The sequence below is a fragment of the Paenibacillus radicibacter genome, assembly GCF_024721995.1.
Classification (GTDB): domain Bacteria; phylum Bacillota; class Bacilli; order Paenibacillales; family NBRC-103111; genus Paenibacillus_AM; species Paenibacillus_AM radicibacter.
Genome location: NZ_JANQBC010000008.1, coordinates 228,266 through 252,985 on the forward strand (window position 1 = coordinate 228,266; position 24,720 = coordinate 252,985).

The window sequence follows — 24,720 nt, forward strand, 5'->3', positions numbered from 1 at the left end:
CCCTAACTGTCATCACTGTGTTCAGTTCAAACATAATGCTCATTATATTACATATACCCCTGTTCCTTCAAACTTACGAATCTGGAGTCCCCAATTATGATGTGATCAAGTACATCAATCCCAATAATACCGCCAGCTTCAAGCAATCGTTTCGTAATGTCGATATCCTCCTCGCTCGGCGTTGGATCGCCGCTTGGATGATTATGTACACAAACAATGGAAGCCGCGCTTCGGGTAATCGCAGCACGGAATATTTCTCTTGGATGTACAATCGCAGCATTCAAAGATCCAATTGACAAAGTTTCCTGACCAATCACATGATTCTTCGTATTCAGAAACAGACAGACAAAATGTTCTTTCGTTAAATACCGTAGTTCCTCGGTTAATAGATTCGCCACATCTTGTGGTGAGCGTATGGTGATCGCTTCACTCATCGTCGAACGAGCAATTCTACGTCCAAGCTCGATGCCAGCCTGTATTTGCAAGGCTTTTGCATCCCCGATGCCTCTAATCTGGGTAAGTTGTTCCCTGCGCATCTCAACTAGAGCGCGCAAGCTGCCCGCGTGGGCAAGTACACGGTGTGCAAGTCCAATCGCGGATTCTGCCATCGTTCCTGTCCTTAGTAATATCGCAAGAAGTTCAGCGTTACTCAGTGCTTGTGCACCAAATTGCAGCATGCGTTCACGCGGTCTTTCTTCACTAGGGACATCCCGTATTGCAAGATGAGGCAAAATATGAATTCCCTTCTTTCATCATAGTATAGGTGTATAAATTTTCATTTATTCCCAACTATTATACCAGAAAAAAAGAAATACAAATTACAATATATTAACATCAAGTTCAGCAAGCATATCACTCAGAAGTGAAACCGAGAGTCCAACTACGTTGAAATAGTCACCCTCTATCGATTCTACGAAAGTTGCACCAATGCCTTGAATTGCGTAGGAACCTGCCTTGTCCATCGGTTCGCCTGTTGCAATATAACGCTTGATCTGCCCATCTGTCAATGGTTTCATATGGACATCCGTTGCACGATGGCGCATAATCGATTGACCTGTCTCCAAATCTACACAAGCAATCCCTGTATACACTTGATGCGTTGCGTTCTGCAACATACTCAACATATGTGCCGCATCTTGCTCGTTGATCGGCTTGCCGAGCACAACGCCATCTTTGACAACAATTGTATCGGAACCAATTAATATGGATCTACCCATTTGCTGTTCTAGCTTTAATTTATCATAAATCACATTCACTTTGCGAAGACTTAAGGTTTCCACAATTTGGCTAGGTGTTAAACTTTCTTCCACTTGTTCATCCGCATCACTTACTTCAATTCGATAGGGAAACCCTAGCGAGCGAACTAGCTCTTGTCTGCGTGGTGAGGATGACGCTAGGACAAGCGTGACTTGATCTGTTACTGCCTCATGCATGCGCGAGTCACTTCCTTTTATTTTCCAATTAAATTCAACTATTAAACTCAACTTCAGAATGTGCATGATTAGAGCTTTCGATACAACCAGATTGCTCCGGCTAGCCCAATCACTGCACACAAATTCAACTTGACTTCAAAGTCAATGTTGTACTTAATCACGTTCAAATCCGCCTTCGGTTCCCAAGAGAACCCTACTGATTTGGTTAAGAAAGAGAGCGCTTTAACGGGTGCTAACAGCTCACCGATGATAATTCCAACTACTAATCCAATGACAATAAATAGGAACAAAATAAAATAGTTTTTTTTCATAGATTGATCTAATTCCGTCCTCTCCCAAAATCTACAAGCCTAATTATACGTGCAACTAGCTATGCTTTCAATGTAGAATAAGGCCTGGGAGGAGATACATACTATGAAAAAGGCATCACGCGCTCTACTTCTTTTTACTATTTTTACGCTATGCTTTCCGAGTTCCGCATTTGCGTTAAAAGTAGTCGTCGATCCAGGACATGGGGGTAAAGATCCTGGAGCAATCGGTGTTACGGGTTTGCAGGAAAAGGTTGTGAATTTAAACATTTCACTGAAAGTGCGAGATGAGCTTCAGAGGCGTGGTATCGAGGTCATTATGACTCGTGAATCAGACAAGTTCTTAAGTTTACAGGAACGCGTCAACTTTACCAATCGTCAATCAGCGGATCTATTCGTATCTATACATGCAAACTCACATACCAACAACGAGGCTCGCGGCGGATTGATTATGTATTATGATAATCGTTATCCGCAATCGTCGTATCCAGCATCGCCAGAAATGGAAGCTCTGTCACCAAAGTCAAAGAAATTTGCAGAGCTGATGCTACAAGAGTACATAAAAAATACGGGTGTTAAAAATCAAGGCTTAATGCCAAGCGCAGCTTATGTGATTCGCATGGGTACCATTCCGAGTATTCTTGTGGAAACCGCATTCTTAAGCAACAAAGCGGATGAAGAATTGCTGAAAGACGAGGAGATGCGCAGCAAGATGGCCATGGGTGTCGTAAATGGCATTCTGGCGTATGCAGGAAACTTACCTGAAGAGAAGTACCCGGATCTCACAGGTCATTGGGCACGTGATCCAATCATGCGCATGATCGATAAAGGCTGGCTTACCGGGTACCATAATCGGTTCAATCCAGATCGCGCGCTAACGAGAGCAGAATTTGTTTCTCTAATGGATCGTGTGTTCAAGTTCGATAAGTTGCCACCGCAAACAGGAGTAGCCAAGCAAACTAAAGCAGGTGAAGGAATTAAACCTCCTGTCTTTACTGACCTTGAAAAAGATCATTGGGCGTACAATTCCATCATGAAAGGTGTAGAACTCGGGGCTATAAGTGGCTATCCTGATGGTACACTTCGACCGGAATCACCGATTACGCGTGGTGAAGTAGCGCATCTGTTCCATATGCTCATGCAAGCTTCAACAAAGACTGACGAAACAGCTGCTGCCACTAAACAAGCTGAAGAGGGGTTCACCTTTACGGATGTACCAGGGGACTTGTGGAGTGCTCCAGCGATTTATGCGCTTCATGCAGCAGGCATTATTAACGGATATACACCGACTACGTTTGCGCCTGATCGCAACATGATTCGCGCTGAAATTGCGGTTGTGCTCGATCGATACGTAGCTAAACCTTAACCTACAAATTTCAACTTTTAATATCAAAAAAAACACCGACTTCGATGTATCGCAAGAATCGTATGATCCTGCGCATACAATGAGTCGGTGTTTGTTATTCATCAAGCTGCCGTCAACGATTGTTGGAACGCTTTCTCAGCAAGTACATATTGCATCATCGCAGATTGTGCCTGCCACAGCTGTGTTGTTCCTGGCTTAGCTGAATAATCTACTATGGCTGTAACCGCTGCTGTGAGCGATTTGGTCATATTCTGGATGTGAGCCATTGACGCATTCCCGCCATCTTGGAGCATGGATGCTGCGGTTAGCCACGATTGCTCCGCATTTTTTAGTGCTTGAATGGTTGCTTGATCAATAGCTGTAAGACGTGTTTCTTCCATATGCGGCAAAATAATGCCAGATAACGTCGCCATTAGCTTACTACCCGTATTCAACATCGTACCTACTTGATCAGGCTTCGCACCTGTCCATTTCATATGTGTAAGGGCAGGTAGATCGAGTGGCTTCGCATATACATCGATCTTCTTCTCTTTAAAAACTTTAGAAAGACGCTGTGACTCCGCCTTCGTCATCGTAATCCCCGCATATACCGTAGACTTATCTCCAACCTCAGTAGCTGGTAGTAACCCTTTACCCTTTAACGTATCCACATCGGCTTGCAGGGAAGCGCTGCTTGAGAATATTCCATGCTGCATTAACATATAAGATCGAGCATCAATTTTTACAGGTACTGTTGCGACGCCCGATTTCGAAGCTGGTGGAGCGACTTTTCCTGCAGCTGTATCGCCTGCCTTAACTGCACCTTGTGATCCTGATCCGGTGTCTGATGGATTCAGTACCGTTACAGGGTTCGGTGTAATGGTACTCACCTGTCCCATTGTAGGGATAGCGTCCGTTCCATTCGTGTCTGTCTTCGATCCATCGCCCATCAACATCGTCAGAATGAAGAAACCGAATGCTGCACCAGTCACAACAGCTCCAGCTACAGCCCCAGCAACTTTCCACCACTGCATCGGTGGACGCTTGCGGTATGTGGTATGAATCTGCGGATCATTCTCTTGCCAGAAGGAATCTGCTGACTTCCACTGCTCATCTATTTCAGGCTCATGTCTTGGTGCATAGCTCTCCTGATAGAAGACAGGCGGCTGTGGCTCTGGACTACGAAATGGCGTGCGTATCGGCTCTTGTTGCGCATATGTATGTTGATATACAGGCTCCTCACGTTCCATATGCTTATGATCCTGCTCATGCTGTGACTCTCTTATGATTCGTTCCACACGCTCTGTCTCTGTCTCAAATGAACTCTTCCATGGTCCGAAATCGGTTGTGTATTGGTTGAGTAAGGACGGATCCAAATATTCTACGTCGTCCATGAACCGTGTATTCTGTTTCTGCTGTGTCTCTTGTACAGGCTCTACCCGAGTTTCTACTCGGTATTCATCTACATGCAAGGGAATAATGATAGGTTCAGCTTGTTCCTTATTAGATGATTCAACTCGATTGCCACTGCGATCAAACCGAATTGTATATTTACCGTTATTCATAATCTTCTCTCCTAACTCCAATACATTTCATAGTTTACGAGTGTTTGTTACTAGATTATGTTTAAGAGAGAACAATTATGACCAAATTTGTAGTAAAAAAAAGAATCGCACGCCTACTGGAAGATCAATTTCCAGTCGGAATGCGATTCTATTATTGACTAATCCTATTCATTTACTTCTGATTCGCACGCTCTTGTAGCAATTTGGCTAAGCCATGCGATGCTTTCCAGATGTCACCAGCACCCATCGTAATGACCAAGTCACCACTTTTCGCATGATTGCTTAAGTAATGAAGGACATCTTCCCGATCTGGGATGTGTTGTACATTTGGATTGCTGTTCTGACGAATCAGTTCAACGAGCTTAGCAGAAGTAATGCCTTCAATCTGCTTCTCACCAGCAGGGGAGTAAATATCGGAAATAATAACTTCATCTGCTTCAGTAAATGCACGTGAGAACTGCTCGAACAAGTAATACGTACGTGTGTAGCGCTGCGGTTGGAATACAGCTACGATATTCTTGCCCGTTGCTTTTGCAGCAGCAATCGTTGCTTCGATCTCAGTCGGGTGATGCGCATAGTCATCGATAACAAGAATGTCATCCACTTCGCCAAGCACTTGGAATCTGCGCTTCGCACCACGGAATTCCTTGATCGCAACTGCGATTTTATCAAAGGAGATACCTCCCTCTAGGCAAGTAATAACCGTCGCAAGTGAATTGTACACATTGTGTTTCCCTGGCACCGAAAGTTCGATTTGACCCAACAACTCGCCATGACGCACGACATCATAGGAAACTTTGCGGTCGCCCAGTTGAATGTTCTTCGCAATATAATCCGCTTGTTCATGAATACCATACGTAATCACTTCGCTGTGAATATCTTTTTGCATCGCTCTCAAATACTCATCATCTAGACAAATGATCGCTTTACCGCCCTCACGTACTTGGCTGAGGAACTGCGCGTATGCTTTTTTCAAATTCTCAAAGTCGCCATTATAGTTCTCTAAATGATCAGCTTCGATATTGTTTACAAGCGCAAGTGTTGGATGATACTGCAAGAATGTACCATCACTCTCATCCGCTTCTGCTACGACATATTCGCCTTTACCCGCTTTCGCGTTCGAACCTACGTTCATAATCTCGCCGCCAATGATGTACGTTGGGTCTTCGCCGCAATTTTCCATGACAAGAGCGATCATCGAAGATGTCGTTGTCTTCCCATGCGCACCTGCAACTGCGATCCCTTTACGAGCGTTCATGAGTCTTGCTAACATTTGCGAACGGTGGATGACTGGAATGCTTAATTTCTCAGCTTCCTGAATCTCCACATTATCTTTAGAAAGAGCTGTCGAATACACGACAAGGTCAGCACCTTTAACGTTGTCTGCCTCATGTCCAATAAAAACATGCGCGCCTTTGGCTTTTAATTTCTCAGTTAACTCTTGTTGTGCCAAATCAGAGCCAGATACCTGGTATCCCATTTCCAGCATTACTTTGGCGATGGCACTCATGCCATATCCACCAATGCCGATAAAATGTACATGTTCTGATATATTCAAGCCTTCCTCACCATCCCTTTTCCGAATCGGCTTTACGCAAAATCCATGCGCGAACATCCGAGATCATGTAAAGCGTTCCTGACACAACCCCTAGATCGCCTGGATCAATTTTGCTTTGTAAAAGCTCTAATGCCGACTTCCACTCTGTTTCTACTATTACTTCAACATCTGTGCGACCGAGCTGTGCTAACTGCTGATATACTTTATCAGCAAGTTTGGCCGCATCTTCTTTTTTATGATAATCCGCTTCCGTAACGATCAAAGTATCCACTATTGGCAGTATATGACTCAAATAGCCTGTATGATACTTTGTTGAGAGCATTCCGATCATAAAATGTAACTTTTTATACGTATAGGTGCTTTTAAGCGCCTCTGCAAGTACAGCTGCCCCTTCAGGATTGTGCGCACCATCAAGAATAAGCTTCGGCTCTTGGGACACTAGTTCCAAGCGACCTGCCCATTGTGTACATTTCAACGCTTCTTGCAATTGATCATCCTCAACCATCAGCGCATAGTATTGACGAAGCACTTCAAGTGTCATCATTGCAGCTGATGCATTCTTCAGCTGATGGGGTCCATTAAGCGATATTTCAAGCTCTGGCAGCTTACGGAATGGTCCTTCGAAACGGAACTTCTGACTGTTCTCTTCGTTCGTAATCGCCTCAAATTGGAATTCCTCATGAAGCGTATAGATCGTTGACTTGCGCTCTTTAGCCACGCGCTTGATTACTTCTAATGCTACTGGATCTTCAACTGTACATACAACAGGCACACCTGACTTAATAATGCCCGCTTTCTCTGCTGCAACGGCTTCAATCGTATCTCCAAGCACGTCCATGTGGTCATGCCCAATATTCGTAATGATGGATACAACTGGCGTCACAATATTCGTCGAATCCAAGCGACCGCCAAGCCCCGTCTCCCATACGACATAGTCCGGGAATGTAACTGTACCGAAATATAACAAAGAAACAGCCGTACAAACTTCAAACATCGTTGGCGAGCCAAGCTCTGATACTGCAATCTCATCAAACACAGGTTTAATTCGATTTGCCAGATCAAGTAGCTGCTGCTCTTCAATGTCTACGCCATTATATTTCATGCGGTTCGTGAATTTCTCGATGTAAGGGGACGTAAATGTCCCCACATCATAGCCACCTCTATGCAGTACTTCACTTAAGTACGCACAAGTTGAACCTTTGCCATTCGTTCCCGCTACATGAATGAATTTAAGTCTACGTTCGGGATGACCAAGCTTTTCCATGAACATCTCCATGCGCTTGAGTCCCGGTTTAATTCCGTGCGATACCAAACCTACAATCCAATTTACAGCATCCTCATATCGAACGAAAGATTGTGCCATCGTCGTTTCCCATCCCTTTGCTTGTTAGAATGCGAGATCTATTTATGCTTTTAGTTCAGCTACACGAGCTAGTACTTTCTCACGCTTATCCGCGTAGTCAGCTAGCTTCGCTTTTTCTTCTTCGATGACTTTTGCAGGCGCCTTCGATACGAAACCTTGGTTAGATAGCTTCTTCTCGATACGCTCAACTTCACCGTCGAGTGTAGCTACTTCTTTTTCAAGACGAGCAAGCTCTTGTGTAATATCAATTAATCCTGCAAGTGGTAAGAACAACTCTGCGCCTGTTACTACAGCAGTCATGGACTTCTCAGGAGCAGCCATAGCCATGTCAATCTCAAGTGCTGAAGTGTTACAGAAGCGTTGGATGTAGTTCATGTTGCCACGCAAAATCGCATCTACTTGTTCAGATGCAGGCTTAATGTTCAATTCAATCTTCTTGCTCATTGGCACGTTCACTTCTGCACGAATGTTACGAACAGAGCGGATGATGTCCATTAGCATTTCCATCTCACGAACTGCTTCTGGTGCTTCAAATCCTGTTTCATATGTCGGCCACGCAGCAAGTGTGATTGTCGCGCCTTCATGTGGCAAGTGCTGCCATATTTCCTCGGAAATGAACGGCATGAACGGGTGAATGAGGCGCTGTGTGCGATCAAGTACGTAAGCAAGAACAGATTGCGTTGTTTTCTTCGCAACTGCATCTTCACCGTACAGGCTAAGCTTACTGAACTCAATATACCAGTCACATAGATCGTCCCAGATGAAGTTGTAGAGTAAGCGACCTGTCTCACCGAACTCATAAACATCGATTAAGCGAGTTACGTCGCGTACGGTTTCATTCAAGCGGTGCAAGATCCAGCGATCAGCTGTGCTTAAGTTTCCGCTTAGATCAATATCAGAAGCTTCAAATCCTTCCAAGTTCATAAGTGCGAAACGAGAAGCGTTCCAAATCTTGTTCGCAAAGTTACGAGCTTGCTCGACACGTTCCCAGCGGAAACGCAAATCTTGACCTGGAGTCGAAGATGTCGATAGCATGTAACGCATTGCGTCTACGCCATATTTTTCAATAACTTCAAGTGGATCTACGCCGTTGCCTAGAGACTTGGACATCTTACGACCGTCCGCGTCACGCACAAGTCCATGGATAAGTACATCTTTAAATGGAACTTGATCTGTAAACTCAAGACCAGTAAAGATCATACGCGCAACCCAGAAGTAGATAATATCATAACCTGTTACAAGTACGCTGGTTGGGTAGTAGCGCTCTAGATCAGGTGTTTTCTCCGGCCAGCCTAGTGTGGAGAACGGCCATAGTGCAGAGGAGAACCATGTATCAAGTACGTCATTGTCTTGGTTCACGTTCTCAGATCCACACTTCGAGCAGCAAGACGCATCTTCGCGCGCTACCGTTGTCTCGCCACAATCCGCACAATGCCAAGCTGGAATACGGTGACCCCACCACAATTGACGGGAAATACACCAGTCACGAACATTTTCAATCCAGTTCAAATACGTTCTTTCGAAACGATCTGGAACGAAGTTTACGCCGTCTCCAGATTTCTGCGCATCAATTGCACGCTCTGCAAGTGGTTTCATGCTTACGAACCATTGTGTGGATAAGTAAGGCTCAACAACTGCACCACTGCGCTCGGAGTGACCTACTTGGTGAACGTGCTCTTCAATTTTAAGAAGAACGCCTTGCTCTTTCATATCAGCAACAAGCTTCTTACGGCATTCGAAACGATCCATGCCTTCATAAGGACCTGCATTGGTATTCATCGTACCGGATTCATCCATGACTAAGATCTGAGGCAGGTCGTGACGACTACCTACTTCAAAGTCGTTCGGATCGTGTGCAGGTGTAATCTTCACAGCACCGGAACCGAATTCTTTCTCTACATATTCATCAGCGATAATAGGTATCTCGCGACCAACTACTGGAAGTACAAGCATTTGACCGATCAAGTGCTTGTAACGCTCATCTTCAGGATGAACCGCTACTGCTGTATCACCAAGCATTGTCTCTGGACGAGTCGTTGCGATAACGATCGAGTGCTTACCGTCTTTTGTCTTATATTGAAGGTGGTAAAGCGCACCTTGTACTTCTTTGTATTCAACTTCGATATCCGAAAGCGCTGTACGAGCAGCCGGGTCCCAGTTGATGATACGGTTGCCGCGGTAGATCAATCCTTTTTCATAAAGGGTTACGAATACTTCACGAACCGCCTTGGACAAACCTTCATCTAGTGTGAAACGCTCACGGGAGTAGTCAAGCGAGAATCCCATCTTCGCCCATTGCTCACGAATCGTGTCTGCATAGTGCTCTTTCCATTCCCATACTTTATCTAAGAACTTCTCACGACCAAGGTCATAACGCGTTACGCCTTCTTCACGAAGCATCTGTTCAACTTTTGTTTGTGTCGCAATACCTGCGTGGTCAGAACCTGGAAGCCATAGTGCATCATATCCCTGCATACGCTTCGTACGGATAAGAATATCCTGAAGTGTGTTATCCAGTGCGTGACCGATATGCAGCATACCCGTTACGTTCGGTGGCGGGATCACGATCGTATAAGGCTTCGCGTCTTGACGCTGACCTGCTTTGAAAAATTCATTCTTCATCCAGAAGTCATACCATTTTTTCTCTGCGCCTTTTGGATCATAAGTTGTCGGCATGGAGAGGGTAGGTTGTGTTTCGTTGTTCTCTGTCATAAGATTACCTCCTATTTTGTGACCGTCCATAAAGACGGATGCAATCGTACAGCGGATATTACATGGTCCTAAGCTTGAGCGATATTTCACCAATATCAAAATAAAAAGCCCTATCGTCACAAAGGACGAAAGGGCATAAGCTTCCGTGGTACCACCTTTATTTCATATTCCTGTCCATAACTTGAATAACACTAAAGCATAGCGCTCTAGTAGGAATATGACACTTAAGTACAGATAACGGCTGCGGCCGGTCAACGCTACTTCGATCAACTCGTTCACGTCAACAACTCCGGGGCGACTTCGTGCGGGCTGCGTACTACGGAATTTCTCAGCAAAACCAATTCCGTTCTCTGGAGGGCATTACGCCTACTACTCCCCATCAAGGTTTGAGTATGTTCATATAATACATCATATGATAAACATTATTGCTTGGAGAGTCAATATGTAAACCTGTTATCGAAATAAATGCCTATCCATTATTTTCAAATGAGAAGTCACCCTTGGTCGAAAGGCCATCAAAGCGAGTAAATCGCGTTCCAAATCCATCCCTGGCGCAATTTCAATGAGTTCCAATTGATGATCTACTAATTGAAAGACAGCACGTTCGGTAACATAGAGCACTGAAATTCCCCGCTGGCTCGCATAGTGTGCATTGAAAGTGATTTGTTCCACTTGATGAATGAACTTATGGTGCCTGCCTTCTTGTAAAATCGTAAGATCACCTTCACCCACTTGGAGGAGTAAACCTCCTGCTGTAAACGTCGAGCAGAAGACAATTTTCTTCGCATTCTGACTGATGTTAATGAAACCACCGCAGCCCGTCAGCTTAGAACCGTACTTGCTTACATTCACATTGCCGTACTGATCTGCTTCCGCCATGCCCAAGAAGGCAATATCAATGCCCCCACCATCAATGTAGTCAAATTGAGAAGGTTGACTCAAAATCGCGTACGGATTCGTCGATGCACCAAAGCTGAGTCCGCGTGCAGGCACCCCGCCGATTGGACCCGATTCAACGAGCAATGTAAAGTCATGCACTCCGTCTTCGGCTGCAATGTAGCCTACACCTTCTGGCAGACCAATACCGAGATTGATAACATCTCCAGACTTAATCTCTTGTGCAGCCCTGCGCGCAATAATCTTCCGTTCATCAAGCGGCATGGGCTGAATTCGACCAACGACTTCAGTAATTTCACCCGAATACGAAGCATTGTACACTTCGGCGAATGTCTGCCAATGCTCCGCTGGCTCGCATACAACAACCGCATCTACAAGGATACTCGGGATCACAACTTTCTGTGGATCCATTGATCCACCTTTGGCAATTCGCTCGACCTGTACGATCACTTGGCCGCCACTATTGCGCGCAGCCTGTGCCATAGCAAGCATTTCTAAAGTAACGGCTTCTTTCTCCATCGTAATATTGCCATACTCATCTGCCGTTGTTCCCCGTAATAACGCGATATGAATAGGGAAGCTAGGATAGAACAATACTTCTTCACCATTCACCTGCATGAGCTGTACCAAGTCATCTATGGAACGATTATTTAATTTCCCACCTTCATAGCGAGGATCAACAAATGTGTGCAGCCCAACTGTTGTAAGAGTACCTGGCTTACCTGCTGCAATATCTCGGAATAAATGGGTGATGACCCCTTGTGGCAAATTATATCCTTCAATCTGATTATCGAGAACGAGCTTACCAAGCTTCGGTGCCAATCCAAAATGCCCACCAATGACTCGCTTAACAAGTCCAGTATGCGCTAAGTGATTGAGCCCGCGATCCTTCCCGTCTCCTTGACCAGCTGCATAGATCAGTGTTAAATCAAGAGGCTGATTCTCTTCTAGAAATCTGCGTTCCAATGCAGCAGTCATCCCTTCGGGATGCGCACAACCTACAAAACCACTGACAGCAACCGTCTGCCCTACCCCAATCCACCCAGCTGCCTCATTCGAAGTAAGTAATGGCACCTTCTGCCCATACATTAAATGACGAGCCCCCCATTTACCTCAAGCACCGTTCCATTCACATAATTCGCATCATCAGAAGCGAGGTACAAATAGGCTTGTGCGATATCAGACGGTTTCCCCAACCTGCGAAGCGGCACTTTCTCGACCATGGATGCAAGCACCTTTTCTGGTACACTGGCGACCATCGCTGTCTCGACATATCCCGGTGCAACGGCGTTCACGTTAATACCCTTGAAACCAAGCTCCTTCGCCCATGTTTTCGTCATGCCGATCACACCCGCTTTTGTTGCCGCATAGTTCGTCTGCCCAATATTTCCGTGCACACCGACAATGGAAGATGTGTTGATAATTTTCCCAGAGCCCTCCTTAACCATATGAGGAGCTACGAATTTCGTGCAGTAAAATACCCCATTCAGGTTAACATCGATCACACGCTGCCACTGCTCGATGGACATCTTGCTTAGCATACTATCTTGCGTAATTCCTGCATTATTGATCAAGATATCAATCGTAACGAAATGGGAGATCACATTCTCCACCATCAACTGCACACTTTCAGCACTGGATACATCCACCTGAACGAATGTCACATGTTCTTGATAACCAGCAGCGCACAATTCTTCACACGCCGCTTTGCCAGCATTCCTATTGAAGTCCGCCATGGCAACGGAAGCCCCATTTTCCAAAAATAAGCGCACGGTTTCCAGTCCAATGCCACCCGCTCCACCTGTTATAAGCGCAACTTTACCTGCTAATCGACTCATCCACGTGCACCTCACTCTCTGTCAAAAAGTGTTCCATGTTACGAATCAGTTGATCGATATCATCAACAAGCGGCGAATGCCCGCAGCCTTTCAATACAACAAGTTCAGCTACATGCGCTAAATCTTCCATAATTTCGTCTGTCATTTCTTTGGTAACAACAAGATCATGCTCTCCCCATAAAACAAGAGTTGGAGCAATAATGTGCTTCGATGCACCAGAACCTTTCGATACTTCGCCATCTATATCGCTAATATTGAAACTGTTTAACCCGTGGTACACCTCAGGCAAATTTCGTTGTGTCAAAATATCATCGAGATATACTTCATATCGCTCTGGGTCCGGTTGATTATGATTGTAGAGCGACGCATTAAATAGAAACCGCATAAACTCTCGATCACGACGTAAATTGGCACCATTCACCACTTGGGTACGAATCGTATCATTCATCTGCTCTTGATTCATGATTCGTCTGCTGTAATCCGAGACAAAGTTCGCATCTGTTTCGTAAAAAGGATACCCGCGCGTTGACATGGACTCGAGCAGGATCAGCTTTTCCACCATCTCGGGATACTCTGCCGCAAACTGCATCACAACACCGCCGCCTGTTGACCAGCCCATGAGGGAGAAATGCTGTAAGCCGAGCGCATCGACGAACATTTTTAAATCGGAAGTGAAGTCTGCTAAGCTTGTAATCTTCTGATGATAGGTGGAAATACCAAATCCGCGTAAATCAACGGCATACACCTTGTAAGACGAATCCAATTGCTCCATGACTAAATCCCAATGCTGGGAAGAGTTCATATTCCCGTGCACAAGCAGAACAACCTGCACACCGCCATCGCGTTCTCGATACCCCAGCGTCTCCCCATTCGATAAATCCACGGTCTGAAGTGTCACTTGAACCATCCTCATCAACTCCATCTAATCGTAGTCGCACCCCATGCATAACCAATACCCGCTGAGACAAGGACAACGAGATCTCCACTTTTGATCTTGCCTTCCCTTGCCCCAAGCTCCAAACTCAATATTTGATCGAACTGCCCCATATGCCCGTATTCATGCAAATAAACGGTTTGTTCCGGGGTTAATCCTAGCTGCTCAAGTACATATTCGTGAGCAGACTTTTTCATATGCAAAATAGCCAAGTAATCGATATCTGCAATCGAGTACCCACTGCTAGAAACCGATTTTCTGACCGCCTCAACAAAATGATCCATCGACTTCGCTTCAAGCCGCTCTTTCATCGCTTCGGGATCCGGCACATCAAACTTCGTCATGCCATATGGAATAATGACATCTTCAGAGAAGGAACCGTCTGTAATCACGTGAGACTCTAGTAACTCGGCTAATCCCATAGACCCAAGTGAACCAGACTCACCAACTTCTTGTTTTTGTAAAATAATCGCGCCGCCCCCTGCCGATAAGTTAAACAGGAATCGCGTGCGAGGATTCGTATAATCCACTAAATCCGAATTGCGATAACCACCTGCCAGCAGGACGGTACGAATCGTATCATCTGCCAGCATCATATTCTTGGCTACTTTCAGTGCCATAATCGTCGTGCAGCAGCGAAGTGCCACGTCAAATCCCCATGCATGCAGGGCTCCGACTTCTTGCTGAAGTTTCATTGCTGCTGTCCAAATGGGATATTCCTTATGTTCTTCACCTATGTAGAGAACTAAATCAATTGAAAGGGGGTCGATTTCTGCTTGAGCAATCGCTTTACGAGCTGCACGTATTCCCATCTCACAACTATGCTCATGCGCCGTTGGGATTGGCTTACGTGTAAGGCCCATTTTGCGTTCAATAATATCGACTGGAATTCCAGACTGAGCAGCAATTTCCGTACTCGTCATGAACGTATCTGGGATATAGGTGGCAATGCTGCGAATCCTAATCGCTGATGTCTGCTTCATAGAAGGGATGTTCCTTTCTTAAGCGCATCATCAATATATTTCATCGCATCGTCAAGCGTCCCGACCGTGACTTCCTCTTGACTTTGCACATGTGTCACACGAATTCTCCAAGGTCGTTCCTGAATGCCTTCAGTTCCAAGCTGACTAAAGCGCAACACGAATGACGACACTACTTGGGACTGGAATTCTGCCATGAGGAATCAACCTTCTTTCCTTGAACTTTCGTCTTCCGATTCGATCGCCATAGCGCAATCGTACCGACAATACCACGTGGAAATACAAGGACAACAATGATATACAAAAGGCCGAAGAAAATGACCCACCGCTCAAAGATTGGATGAATCTTAGCAAGCTCCGTTAACCAGTGGTGTGCAAACTCAATGATCGCCGATCCAAGTACAGCCCCCACCAGTGTCCCAACCCCACCGATAATTGTCATCAGCAGCGCGTTAAGCGTCACATCTACAGCCAGCACCGAACTACTGACAAATCGCAACATGATGACATAGAGTCCTCCGCTGCAAGCAGCAGCAACACCCGCAACCACACTTGCAATTACTTTATAATGAACGGTTTCATAACCAAGCGACTCCGTGCGCTGCTCATTCTCACGAATCGCTTGTAGCACCTTGCCAAGTGGAGATACCGTAAATCTGCGAAGTAGTAAGTACGCAATAATTAGTGCGACTAGACAAATGAAATAAAAAGTTTGACGATCCATTAATAGCTCTGGTATTGGAAACGCAAACCCCTCACTGCCATTCGTGAGTGAACGCCATTTTTCCGCAACAACAAGTACCAGTCCTGAAACCGCCAGCGTCAGCATGGCATAGAAATGACTTTTTAGCCGAAGAGATAAGATGCCTACGACATAACTTAAGATTGCTGCCAGTACGATCCCTACGAGGAACGCGAGCAGCAGCATGCCAATGGATGGCCCGAATATTTTCATAAACGTACCGACTGCATACGCCCCAATCCCGAAGAACATACAATGACCGAACGAGACAATACCCACATAGCCGAGTAGAATGTCGTAACTCATCGCATAAATGCCAAATATAAAAATTTGCGACATCAAGATCAGCATCATTCGAGAATCATTAACAAATGGAAACAAGGCAAGTACGACGGCTATGATTAGCAGCGCAGCATTCGATTTCGTCCACGTTTTATTGATCAGCATGCGCTTCTCACCCCTTTGCTCCGAATAATCCAGATGGCTTAACAAGCAGAACAATGACCATTAACAACATATTCACAGCAAGTGATAAATCGGGTACATAGTAAGCCATGAACGCGCCTGACAATCCCACTAGAATAGAAGCGAGCGCCGATCCTTTAATGCTGCCCATCCCGCCAATGACAACGACTATAAAAGCTTGAATAGCAAACTGCATGCCCATCTCAGCAAAAATAACCCCAGAATACGGCGCAAGAAGTGCGCCTCCGAGTGCGGCTAAACCCGCTCCTAACATAAACACAAACGTAAACACCCGCTGAATCGGGATGCCTAGAGCTTGCACCATCTCTTTATTCATCACTCCAGCTCGTACGATTAACCCTAGCTTCGTCCGACTGAGCATATAGTGCAATCCCGCTAATACAACAATGCCTACTGCAATAATAAACAAACGGTATTTGATCAGAATGACTCCACCGATTTCATAACTGCCTTGCAGAAAAGCGGGCGCAACCGCATTCAGTGGATTCGGTGACCAGAACACTTTTAACAATTCACTAAGTACGAGCATTAGCCCAAGCGTCACCAATATTTGCGACACGTGATTGTTATAAACAGGACGAATAACGATCCGCTCTATAAGGAAACCCAGCAGCATACCAATTAGAACAGCACCGAGAACGGCTATGATGAAGCTATCCGTCATTTGGTAAATCCAGACGCCTGAATAAGCTCCCCAAGCGAATAAGCCACCATGACTGAAATTAAGGACACTCATTAAACCGAAGATAAGCGTTAAACCCGACGCCAGTAAGAACAGCAGCATGCCTGTCGCCAGTCCATTCACGAGCAGACTTGTAAGTGTATCCATAAGGTAATTCTCCTTTATAGCTGAATCACGCAATACCTAAGTACTTTTTACGAGCGCCTTGATCGTCTCTCAGTTCCTGCATGTGCCCTTGGTGAACAATCCTGCCCTCATCCATGATATAGAATCGATTGCCGATCATGCTAGCCATCATAAAGTTCTGCTCCACAAGCAGCACCGTCGTCTTCGTCTTCATCTGCTCAATGGCTTGCATCACCTTCTCTACCATAATCGGTGCCAGACCCTTACTCGGTTCATCGATTAAGAGCAATTCGTTATCGTTAACATAAGCGCGAGCAATCGCAAGCATTTGCTTCTGACCCCCACTGAGCAGTCCACTCTTCTTTTTCCAGAATGTACGTAAATCTGGAAACAGATCAAGCACCCACTCTTGCTTCTCAAGTGTTTCTTTGTCTTGCTTGCGAATGGCAAGCTGCATATTCTCTTCCACGGTCAAGTCGTAGAACATGCCTTGATCTTCAGGTACATACCCAATTCCTTTGCGTGAAATCAAGTGAGTCGGCATCGCATGGATTGGTTCCCCTTTGAATATAATGGAGCCTTTGGCAGCTGGGTTCAGGCCCATAATCGTACGCAGTGTCGTTGTCTTGCCTGCCCCGTTACGTCCGAACAGCACCGTGATGTCACCTGGGGTTACTTCAAGTGATACACCTTGCAGAATGTGGTATTGCTCAATATAAGTTTCTATCGCATCCAGCTTAAGAAGCGTCATCGTACAGCCCTCCTAAGTAGGCTGATTGCACAAGCTCATTTTGCATAATCGACTCTGGTGTTCCATCTGCCAGCAAGCGTCCATTGAATAGCACCGTAATGCTATCGGACAAATCCAGCACCATCTCCATCTTATGCTCAATGAGCACAATCGCCCGATCGCGACGCTCTTTAATACTACGAATCACTTCCAAAATAGCCGGCACTTCTTCCAGCGAAATACCTGCTGTCGGTTCATCAAGTAATAGAAGCTCTGACTTTAATGCCAGCAGCATGGCAATCTCTAACTTTCGCTTTTCACCATGCGCTAAATTTTTGGCAAGTGCACCCGCCTTACTACCGAGAAATACCGTATCCAGTAGCTGCAGTGTTTCTTGCTCGAATGCTTTATATTTGGAGAAATGAGAGAACAGATCAAACCTTACACCAGCAGCAGATTGAACAGCCAGGCGAACATTCTCAAAAACTGTTAAATTCGGAAACACATTCGTAATCTGAAAAGAACGCCCCATGCCTAGCCTTGTACGAAGAGGAGGAGGCAGATGCGTGACATCTGCTCCCTTAAACCATACTTGACCCTTCGTTGGTTTTAACTGACCACTTAATAGATTGAAAAAAGTGGTCTTGCCTGCGCCATTTGGCCCAATAATCGATTTAAAATGATGATTGGGTATGCACAGACTAACCCCACTCACCGCAATATGTCCGCCAAAAGCAATGGTTAAATCTCGCGTTTCCAAGATTGCATCCAATATTCAGCACCTCATTACTTTTTTATTGCGATTACTTTTTATTGCGTTTATTTCTTATTTCGAATCGGTGGTGTCGTCTCTTCTTTCGTCAATTCACGCATTAACACAGGAACTGGATACGCAACGCCTTCTTTTTTCTCAAGCTTAATGGCATACAAAGGTTGGAGCGCTTGATGATCTTCCGGACGGAATGTCATCGTACCTTTTGGCGTCTCAAAAGACATGCCTTCCATCGCCTTGATTAGCTTCTCTGCGTCGACATCACCATTCGTTTTCTTGATCGCCTCGACAACCGCAATCGCTGCACTCATTCCACCTGCTGTGAACAGATCCGGCACTTCGCCGTTAAACCGTTTCTTATGCTCATCCACAAGCCATTTATTCGTGTCTGTCTTCGGAAGCTCATTGTAATAAACCGAGAAGCCTTCCATTCCGATCAAATCATTCATCGTTTTCAAAGCTGCAATATCCGGTGCACCTGTCGAAATCTTAATGCCCTGCTGCTGCACCTTCATATCCTGCAACTGCTTCCAAGGCGTATTCGCGCCTGCCCATACCACGAACAAGTAATCCGGCTTTGAACTTAAGATCTTCTGGATATTAGCTGTAAAATCCGTTGCAGCTGCATCCGCATATTGTTCCGATACAATTTGGGCTCCTAGTTTTTGTGCAGATTCCTTAAATGCATTAATTCCATCCCGTCCAAAAGCGCTGTCTGGAGCGAAGGTTGCAATCTTCGTTCCTTGCTTCGCAATGGCTGCTGCACCTGCTGCCGCATCTTGTGAAGAATTACGTGCTGTGCGGAATACATATTTATTCCAGAATTGTCCTGTGATGCTGTCTGCAACTGCCGGTTCTACGACCATCACTTTCTTGTATTCTTGAGCAAGCGGCAACACAGCTAAGGTATCACCAGAACTGGACGATCCGACAAGGAAATCAACCTTATCTTGATCAAGCAGCTTCGTTGCTTTTTTTACTGCAACATCCGATTTTGTTTCTGTATCTTCAATAATGAATTCGATAGGGTGCCCTGCAATGTTTCGAGTTCCTTTTGTCGCATAATCGATGCCGAGCTCGAACCCTTTAGTCGTCTGCTTGCCATAGCTTTCTAATGCACCTGTGAGTGAAGCAAGAACCCCGATCTTAATCGGTTTACCTGATGCAGCTGGTGTACTTACTGTTGATGTAGCACTCGGGCTGCTAGATGCCGCGCTTGAATTTCCACCACTGGCTTGATTACTTCCACATGCGGATAACAACAAAGCTGCACCGACTAAAAGTAGACTTCCTTTACGTGCTAATTGATGGACAAACATTGAGCAAATCCCCCTTACCTTGTATTACTCTCATCGTATAGGCAGCGAGTTACAAATGAGTTACATCTGTCTGCATAAGGAGTAGGTACAATTGCTTCGTTATGGGCATCGGCTCGATTCCAAGCTCATCCCCCAATACTTGACAACATTTGTGATACCACTTCATTGCTTGATTACGATTATTCATCTGGTAATGGCACTGCATGAGCAAGCGATAAGCCTCTTCCCAGCAACTATCTTTGAGCAGCATCTGCTCACACCAATGAATCGCACGATCATACTGCCTGATCTTGACAAGTAACTTAGCCAATCGCTCCGCACCTCTTAGGAAAAAGACTAATAGTCGTTCCCGCTCCTCAATGCACCAATCCTCAAATCTACGATCAGGCAGAAAGTCGCCGAGATATAACTCAAGTCCTTTTTCCAAATAACGAATAGCTCGATCATCTCGCTGCTCTTCCAAACCTGCCTTCATTAAATTTTCAAAATCAACGGAATCTAGTATCAAGCCAGCAGCGATATTCAACCCATAGGAAGAAGCTTGTCTTTGGATGAAAAAAGGATTCACCCGCGCCTGCCGATTCGGCTCTAGCGCCGTGTTAAGCGCATTAAGCGCTACTTTAAAATCTCGGTTGGCAGATTTCTCATCCATATTGGAAAAAAGCAATGACAAGATCTCATCCTTCGTCACTAGGCGCTGACGCTTGATCAAGAGCAGTTGAAACAACTCTTTGGCCTTGCCACGCTGCCAATCTTTCTCGATAAGTTCCCGATCGCCAAGCCATACTCGGAATTGCCCGAGTGTATCGATCCGCAGTGTATATCCAGGGTGATAGGTCATATGTTCAAGCCCCAATTGATTAAACAAATAGGACACATAATGACTTTGAATATCAAGCCGCTGGGCTTCGATAAGGAGCGGAACGATCTGCTGGATATCGGTAGGTCCGAACAATGTACGCTTTTCGATTAGAAAATCATATTCACCTGCCTGCATCATCCGCAAGAACGCTCCCATCACTTTGCCAAATGATTCGGTGGAAGATTCCATTTGATAAGCAATCATCGATTGCCACAACAAAGATACGGTTACCCCATAGCTGTCGCCAACACGAACGAATTGTTCTTGGCATTCTTGGAACATTGCAAGCGCTTCCGATAATTTGCGAGCGTAGAACAAAGAAACACCAAGTGATGTCCGAATAAGGGCAGACAACCAATCATCATTCACTTTCATCGTCTCAACTAAAGCTTCTTTACCATATTGCAGCGCTTGCTCCATCAACCCTTCTCGACCGAACAGCAAACACAGTCCCATGAGCGGTTCTGCTTTTCCTCTGGACACATCAAGCTGCTCCATCATATCCTGCGATGTTCGATAGCAATTATGTGCTATTGAAAATGTATATTTCGGCATCAATTGTGCGGCATGCCCCATTCGCATCCATCCACAAGCTTCTACGAACGGTGCTTTCAGCTCTATACCTTGCATCATTCCTGATTCAGCAAGCTGCTTTGCTGCTTCGGCATCGCCAACCATCGCTTCGACAAGCGCAAGAAGCAGATTGATTTCCCGATGTGAGCGAGATAACTGTTTCTTGCCTAATTGTAATTCCAAGCGACTGATGCGTTCGAGCACCTTTTTCGCTTGCCGTAAACGTCCTGTCCTTAGATGCATACGTGCTTCCAACTGTTCATCTTGAAAATTGGAATTTAACTCTCGACAACGCGCATACCATAGCTCTGCTTGAGCCGCACGACCTGAATTCACGAGATTTTCTGCCATCAAGCCATATAAACGCAGCAAATGTTCATGCATAGGCTGATCTTCTTGTTCTAATATTGATATGGACTTCTCAAGCAATGCCTCTGCTTTTCCCGGCTGAATCGTATCTAGGTAAATACGTGCTTGCCCTTCTAATGCAAGACTGCGAACGAAGGAATCGCTATACTTGGCTGCAACTTCCTCCCCTTTGCAATAACAGGTGAGCGATTGCTCGAACGCACAGCGATACCGATGAATCTCCCCTTCATAAATCCATAGCATATAGAACTGGGTCTTCAATCGTTCAGGGATATTCTTGACCCGCTGTAGCAAACTTTCTAATTGACCATGATCAATCATCTGCCGACCATAGGTTTGCAGCACTTGTGCTAGTGCATAGTCATCACCAATGGCATCCAAATGGTAAATCGCTTGATCCTGCTTGCCATTTCGTTCATAGTATCTAGCCGCAACACGGTGAAGCTCGATGTATTCCTGTTTATGCTTGCGCAGTTCATCATGCAAAAACTCTTTAAACAATGCATGATAACGGAATTGTCCATTTCCTAACGACACTAAGAATAAATTTTGACTGCTGACCTGATTCAATAACGCATGGGACTCACTTCGATCAAAAATCTGATCACATAGCTCACCTGTCAGTTCTTCCAGAATGCTTGTCTCTAACATGAATTGATTCATCTCTGGGGACAGCTTCTGAAACACTTCCAGCGCCAAGAAGCGAAATAAACCTTCCATCGTCTCTGTACTTGCACCGAGTACCGCTTGAACACTACCTCCTGTAAGCAGTAGTCGTTGCCATATAAGCTGAATTGCAATAACCCAGCCCTCTGTTTTCTGATAAATGCGTCGTGCTTCATCTGGTCGCAAGGCGAACTCATAATTGTCCGTGAACAGCACTTCAATTTCTTCTTCTGAGAATGCAAAGTCTTTCTCCCTGATTTCAAGCAGATCGCCTCGAATCGCCATTGAAGTAAGAAGATCCCATTTCGGAAGTGTTCGGCTCGACAATACTAGATGGAAATTGCTTGGCATGTGACTTAGCCATTTATGCATAAATCGATTAATTGCAGTTGAATGCATGATGAAATGAAGATCATCAATAATGAATACAAGCTCTTGCTTGATCGTTAATAATTCATTAATAAAGGCTTCGCACAGCGTATGAATTTCTTTTTCCTGAGTAAATTGTTCACCAAGACGCATGCGCGTTAACAAATCGGAACCAAACTCATTAAATTGCTTGCGAATCGCATAAATAACATAATGAAGAAACGGTACTAGATCATCGTCTTGAGCCGATGCACTGTACCAGCAATATGTAATGTTCTCTGTATGGACAAAAGCTGATAAAGCCGTGCTTTTCCCATAACCCGGACCTGAATGAACGAGTGTTACCGGGTATTCCTCGATACACTTCAACTTTTTAGTCAAAATTGAGCGTCTGAGCATATGCTTTTTCAAATGAGGAGCTGCTAATTTGGTCATTAGAATCATATTCTCGGTCTTCATTTCCAACCCCCTAGCTGGAAAATAATTTAATATTCAGATATATAACTCTATTCTACAACAGAAAAATACTTGGCGGGTACCAAGTATTATTGAAAGCTCTGTACAATCCTTTTTTTATCCAATTTACCTACGGTTGTTTTCGGTAAATGTTCAACGAAGCGAATGTACTTCGGCACTTTATATTTTGCAATCGCTTGCGAGCAATACTGACGCAGTTCCTCTTCTGTGAGCGTTATGCCTTCTTTTAACACAACAAGTGCGGCAACAATTTCTCCCCATTTCGCATCAGGCACACCAACTACCGCTGCATCCTCGATGTCAGGATGTCTGTGCAGAAACTGTTCCACTTCAAGCGGATACACATTCTCCCCGCCGGTAATAATCATATCCTTCTTACGCCCAACGATATAATAATCGCCATCTTCATCCTGCCTACATAAATCACCGGTGTAGAACCAACCATCCCGCTTCACATGGCGTGTGAGGTCAGGTTGTCTCCAGTAGGATTCAAACAAATGGCCGCCTTTGAGCACAAGCTCGCCTATTTCGCCAATTGAGACATTGCTACCCTTGTCATCTACAAGCCTAACATCCCCGAATAGCATGGACTTCCCAACTGTCCCTGGCTTGCGTCTTGCTTGATCAGGATGAACACAGAAATTGTTTGGTCCCGTTTCCGTCCCTCCATAGCCTTCTTTAAACGCTAATCCTTTTGCCGCAAATGCCTCATAGATCGTTAGTGGACAAGGTGCTCCACCTGATAGAAATGTCAAACTTTTCGGAAAATGAAAGCGATCAAATTCCGGTGATTGGATAAGCATGTGATACATCGTCGGTACCATAAGTACGATTGTGCAGCGCGCTTGGATCAACAGTTCCATCGACTGAATCGGATCAAATTGCCGTGCAATAATCACGCTTCCCCCAGCCATCAGCACTGGAATGGACAATGCATTCAGACCACCTGTATGAAACATGGGCAAATAAGTCGGTGTAACATCGGACTCTGTTAAATTCCAACTCGCAATCGTATTGGTGGCATTCCAGAATATCGACTGATGACTAAGGACAACCCCTTTGGGATGACCCGTTGTACCGCCCGTATAAATGATCGCTAAGGGATGCGTCAGTTCAATCGATACTTGCTTAATAGGCCCATTACCGGACAAGGGCTGCATTAACAAGCGATAAGCTTCACTGTCCATATGTAGAAAGTTCCATGACTCAGACTTAAGCGGAGCTGCCACATCCGATAAATCAGGATGTACGACGATTAGCTTAGGGGTGCAGTCTTCCAATATGTAATTCATCTCTTGAGTTGCTAGCTTCCAATTCAGCGGAACAAGTACCGCTCCTATTCTGCCGCAAGCAAACAACAAATCAACGTATACCCGATGATTCGGAGCTAACAATGCAACTCTATCGCCTGGCTGAATGCCAACAATCGTTAAATAATGAGCCATGTTGTTAATACCCTGCCACAATTGACTGTACGTCCAACTCTCACCTGTTTCACTGTCGATTACAGCTCGATGTTCAGCTGATAGTAAACATCTGCTCTCCATCCAATTGATCACAGAATTCATCGCTGTTTCAACCTCCAAAAGCACATTCGACACTCCCTTAACTCAT

At 45.2% G+C, this 24,720-nt stretch carries 20 protein-coding genes and 1 other annotated feature; of the genes, 1 reads left to right on the top strand and 19 read right to left on the bottom strand.

Annotation, left to right across the window (positions count from 1 at the left end):
• Nucleotides 1-47 precede the first annotated feature (47 nt).
• The 3 genes from radC to NV379_RS15975 all read right to left on the bottom strand — a co-directional run bounded on the left by radC (nt 48) and on the right by NV379_RS15975 (nt 1,744).
• A complete protein-coding gene (gene radC, locus NV379_RS15965) occupies nt 48-731 on the bottom strand; it encodes a RadC family protein (RefSeq protein ID WP_373426121.1) in 684 nt (227 codons plus the stop codon).
• 87 nt (nt 732-818) lie between these two features.
• Complete coding sequence (locus NV379_RS15970) at nt 819-1,433, bottom strand: Maf family protein (protein ID WP_258208318.1); 615 nt, start codon at nt 1,431-1,433, stop codon at nt 819-821.
• Between the two features lie 68 nt (nt 1,434-1,501).
• Complete coding sequence (locus NV379_RS15975; RefSeq protein ID WP_258208319.1) at nt 1,502-1,744, bottom strand: DUF4321 domain-containing protein; 243 nt, start codon at nt 1,742-1,744, stop codon at nt 1,502-1,504.
• Between the two features lie 103 nt (nt 1,745-1,847).
• On the opposite strand from NV379_RS15975, the gene NV379_RS15980 reads away from it, so the two are divergent.
• Nucleotides 1,848-3,107, top strand: a complete 1,260-nt coding sequence (locus NV379_RS15980; protein WP_258208320.1) for an N-acetylmuramoyl-L-alanine amidase — start codon at nt 1,848-1,850, stop codon at nt 3,105-3,107.
• A 101-nt stretch (nt 3,108-3,208) separates the two neighbouring features.
• Here NV379_RS15980 and NV379_RS15985 read toward each other — a convergent pair whose 3' ends face one another.
• The 16 genes from NV379_RS15985 to NV379_RS16060 form a co-directional block, all read right to left on the bottom strand.
• Nucleotides 3,209-4,651, bottom strand: coding sequence for a hypothetical protein (locus NV379_RS15985; RefSeq protein WP_258208321.1), 1,443 nt, complete (start codon nt 4,649-4,651; stop codon nt 3,209-3,211).
• 172 nt (nt 4,652-4,823) lie between these two features.
• A complete protein-coding gene (gene murC, locus NV379_RS15990) occupies nt 4,824-6,209 on the bottom strand; it encodes a UDP-N-acetylmuramate--L-alanine ligase (protein ID WP_258208322.1) in 1,386 nt (461 codons plus the stop codon).
• Between the two features lie 7 nt (nt 6,210-6,216).
• Nucleotides 6,217-7,572, bottom strand: coding sequence for a bifunctional folylpolyglutamate synthase/dihydrofolate synthase (locus NV379_RS15995; RefSeq protein ID WP_258208323.1), 1,356 nt, complete (start codon nt 7,570-7,572; stop codon nt 6,217-6,219).
• 42 nt (nt 7,573-7,614) lie between these two features.
• Entirely contained in the window at nt 7,615-10,284 is a 2,670-nt protein-coding gene (locus NV379_RS16000) for a valine--tRNA ligase (protein WP_258208324.1), read from the bottom strand.
• 118 nt (nt 10,285-10,402) lie between these two features.
• Nucleotides 10,403-10,676 (bottom strand) — a binding site (T-box leader).
• A 61-nt stretch (nt 10,677-10,737) separates the two neighbouring features.
• Nucleotides 10,738-12,270, bottom strand: a complete 1,533-nt coding sequence (locus NV379_RS16005) for an acyl CoA:acetate/3-ketoacid CoA transferase (protein ID WP_258208325.1) — start codon at nt 12,268-12,270, stop codon at nt 10,738-10,740.
• Nucleotides 12,270-13,019 carry a 3-oxoacyl-ACP reductase FabG gene (fabG, locus tag NV379_RS16010; RefSeq protein ID WP_258208326.1) on the bottom strand — a complete coding sequence of 250 codons (750 nt, stop codon included), beginning with the start codon at nt 13,017-13,019 and terminating at the stop codon, nt 12,270-12,272. The genes NV379_RS16005 and fabG overlap by 1 nt, the downstream gene beginning before the upstream one ends.
• Complete coding sequence (gene phaZ, locus NV379_RS16015) at nt 13,000-13,926, bottom strand: intracellular short-chain-length polyhydroxyalkanoate depolymerase (RefSeq protein ID WP_258208327.1); 927 nt, start codon at nt 13,924-13,926, stop codon at nt 13,000-13,002. The genes fabG and phaZ overlap by 20 nt, the downstream gene beginning before the upstream one ends.
• Before the next feature lie 5 nt (nt 13,927-13,931).
• Entirely contained in the window at nt 13,932-14,936 is a 1,005-nt protein-coding gene (locus NV379_RS16020) for a 3-oxoacyl-ACP synthase (RefSeq protein WP_258208328.1), read from the bottom strand.
• On the bottom strand, nt 14,933-15,130 hold the full coding sequence (locus NV379_RS16025; protein WP_258208329.1) for a hypothetical protein: 198 nt from the start codon (nt 15,128-15,130) through the stop codon (nt 14,933-14,935). The genes NV379_RS16020 and NV379_RS16025 overlap by 4 nt, the downstream gene beginning before the upstream one ends.
• On the bottom strand, nt 15,106-16,122 hold the full coding sequence (locus NV379_RS16030) for a branched-chain amino acid ABC transporter permease (protein WP_258208330.1): 1,017 nt from the start codon (nt 16,120-16,122) through the stop codon (nt 15,106-15,108). The genes NV379_RS16025 and NV379_RS16030 overlap by 25 nt, the downstream gene beginning before the upstream one ends.
• A 7-nt stretch (nt 16,123-16,129) precedes the next feature.
• Nucleotides 16,130-16,990 (bottom strand): branched-chain amino acid ABC transporter permease, encoded by an 861-nt coding sequence (locus NV379_RS16035; protein WP_258208331.1) that lies wholly within the window; start codon nt 16,988-16,990, stop codon nt 16,130-16,132.
• Nucleotides 16,991-17,015: 25 nt separating this feature from the next.
• Nucleotides 17,016-17,720 carry an ABC transporter ATP-binding protein gene (locus NV379_RS16040; RefSeq protein ID WP_258208332.1) on the bottom strand — a complete coding sequence of 235 codons (705 nt, stop codon included), beginning with the start codon at nt 17,718-17,720 and terminating at the stop codon, nt 17,016-17,018.
• Complete coding sequence (locus NV379_RS16045; protein WP_258208333.1) at nt 17,707-18,471, bottom strand: ABC transporter ATP-binding protein; 765 nt, start codon at nt 18,469-18,471, stop codon at nt 17,707-17,709. Before NV379_RS16045 ends, NV379_RS16040 begins: the two co-directional genes overlap by 14 nt.
• A 47-nt stretch (nt 18,472-18,518) precedes the next feature.
• Nucleotides 18,519-19,790 carry a substrate-binding domain-containing protein gene (locus NV379_RS16050; protein ID WP_258208334.1) on the bottom strand — a complete coding sequence of 424 codons (1,272 nt, stop codon included), beginning with the start codon at nt 19,788-19,790 and terminating at the stop codon, nt 18,519-18,521.
• Nucleotides 19,791-19,839: 49 nt separating this feature from the next.
• Complete coding sequence (locus NV379_RS16055; protein WP_258208335.1) at nt 19,840-23,088, bottom strand: AfsR/SARP family transcriptional regulator; 3,249 nt, start codon at nt 23,086-23,088, stop codon at nt 19,840-19,842.
• 86 nt (nt 23,089-23,174) lie between these two features.
• Nucleotides 23,175-24,674, bottom strand: coding sequence for a class I adenylate-forming enzyme family protein (locus NV379_RS16060; RefSeq protein WP_258208336.1), 1,500 nt, complete (start codon nt 24,672-24,674; stop codon nt 23,175-23,177).
• Between the last annotated feature and the right edge of the window lie 46 nt (nt 24,675-24,720).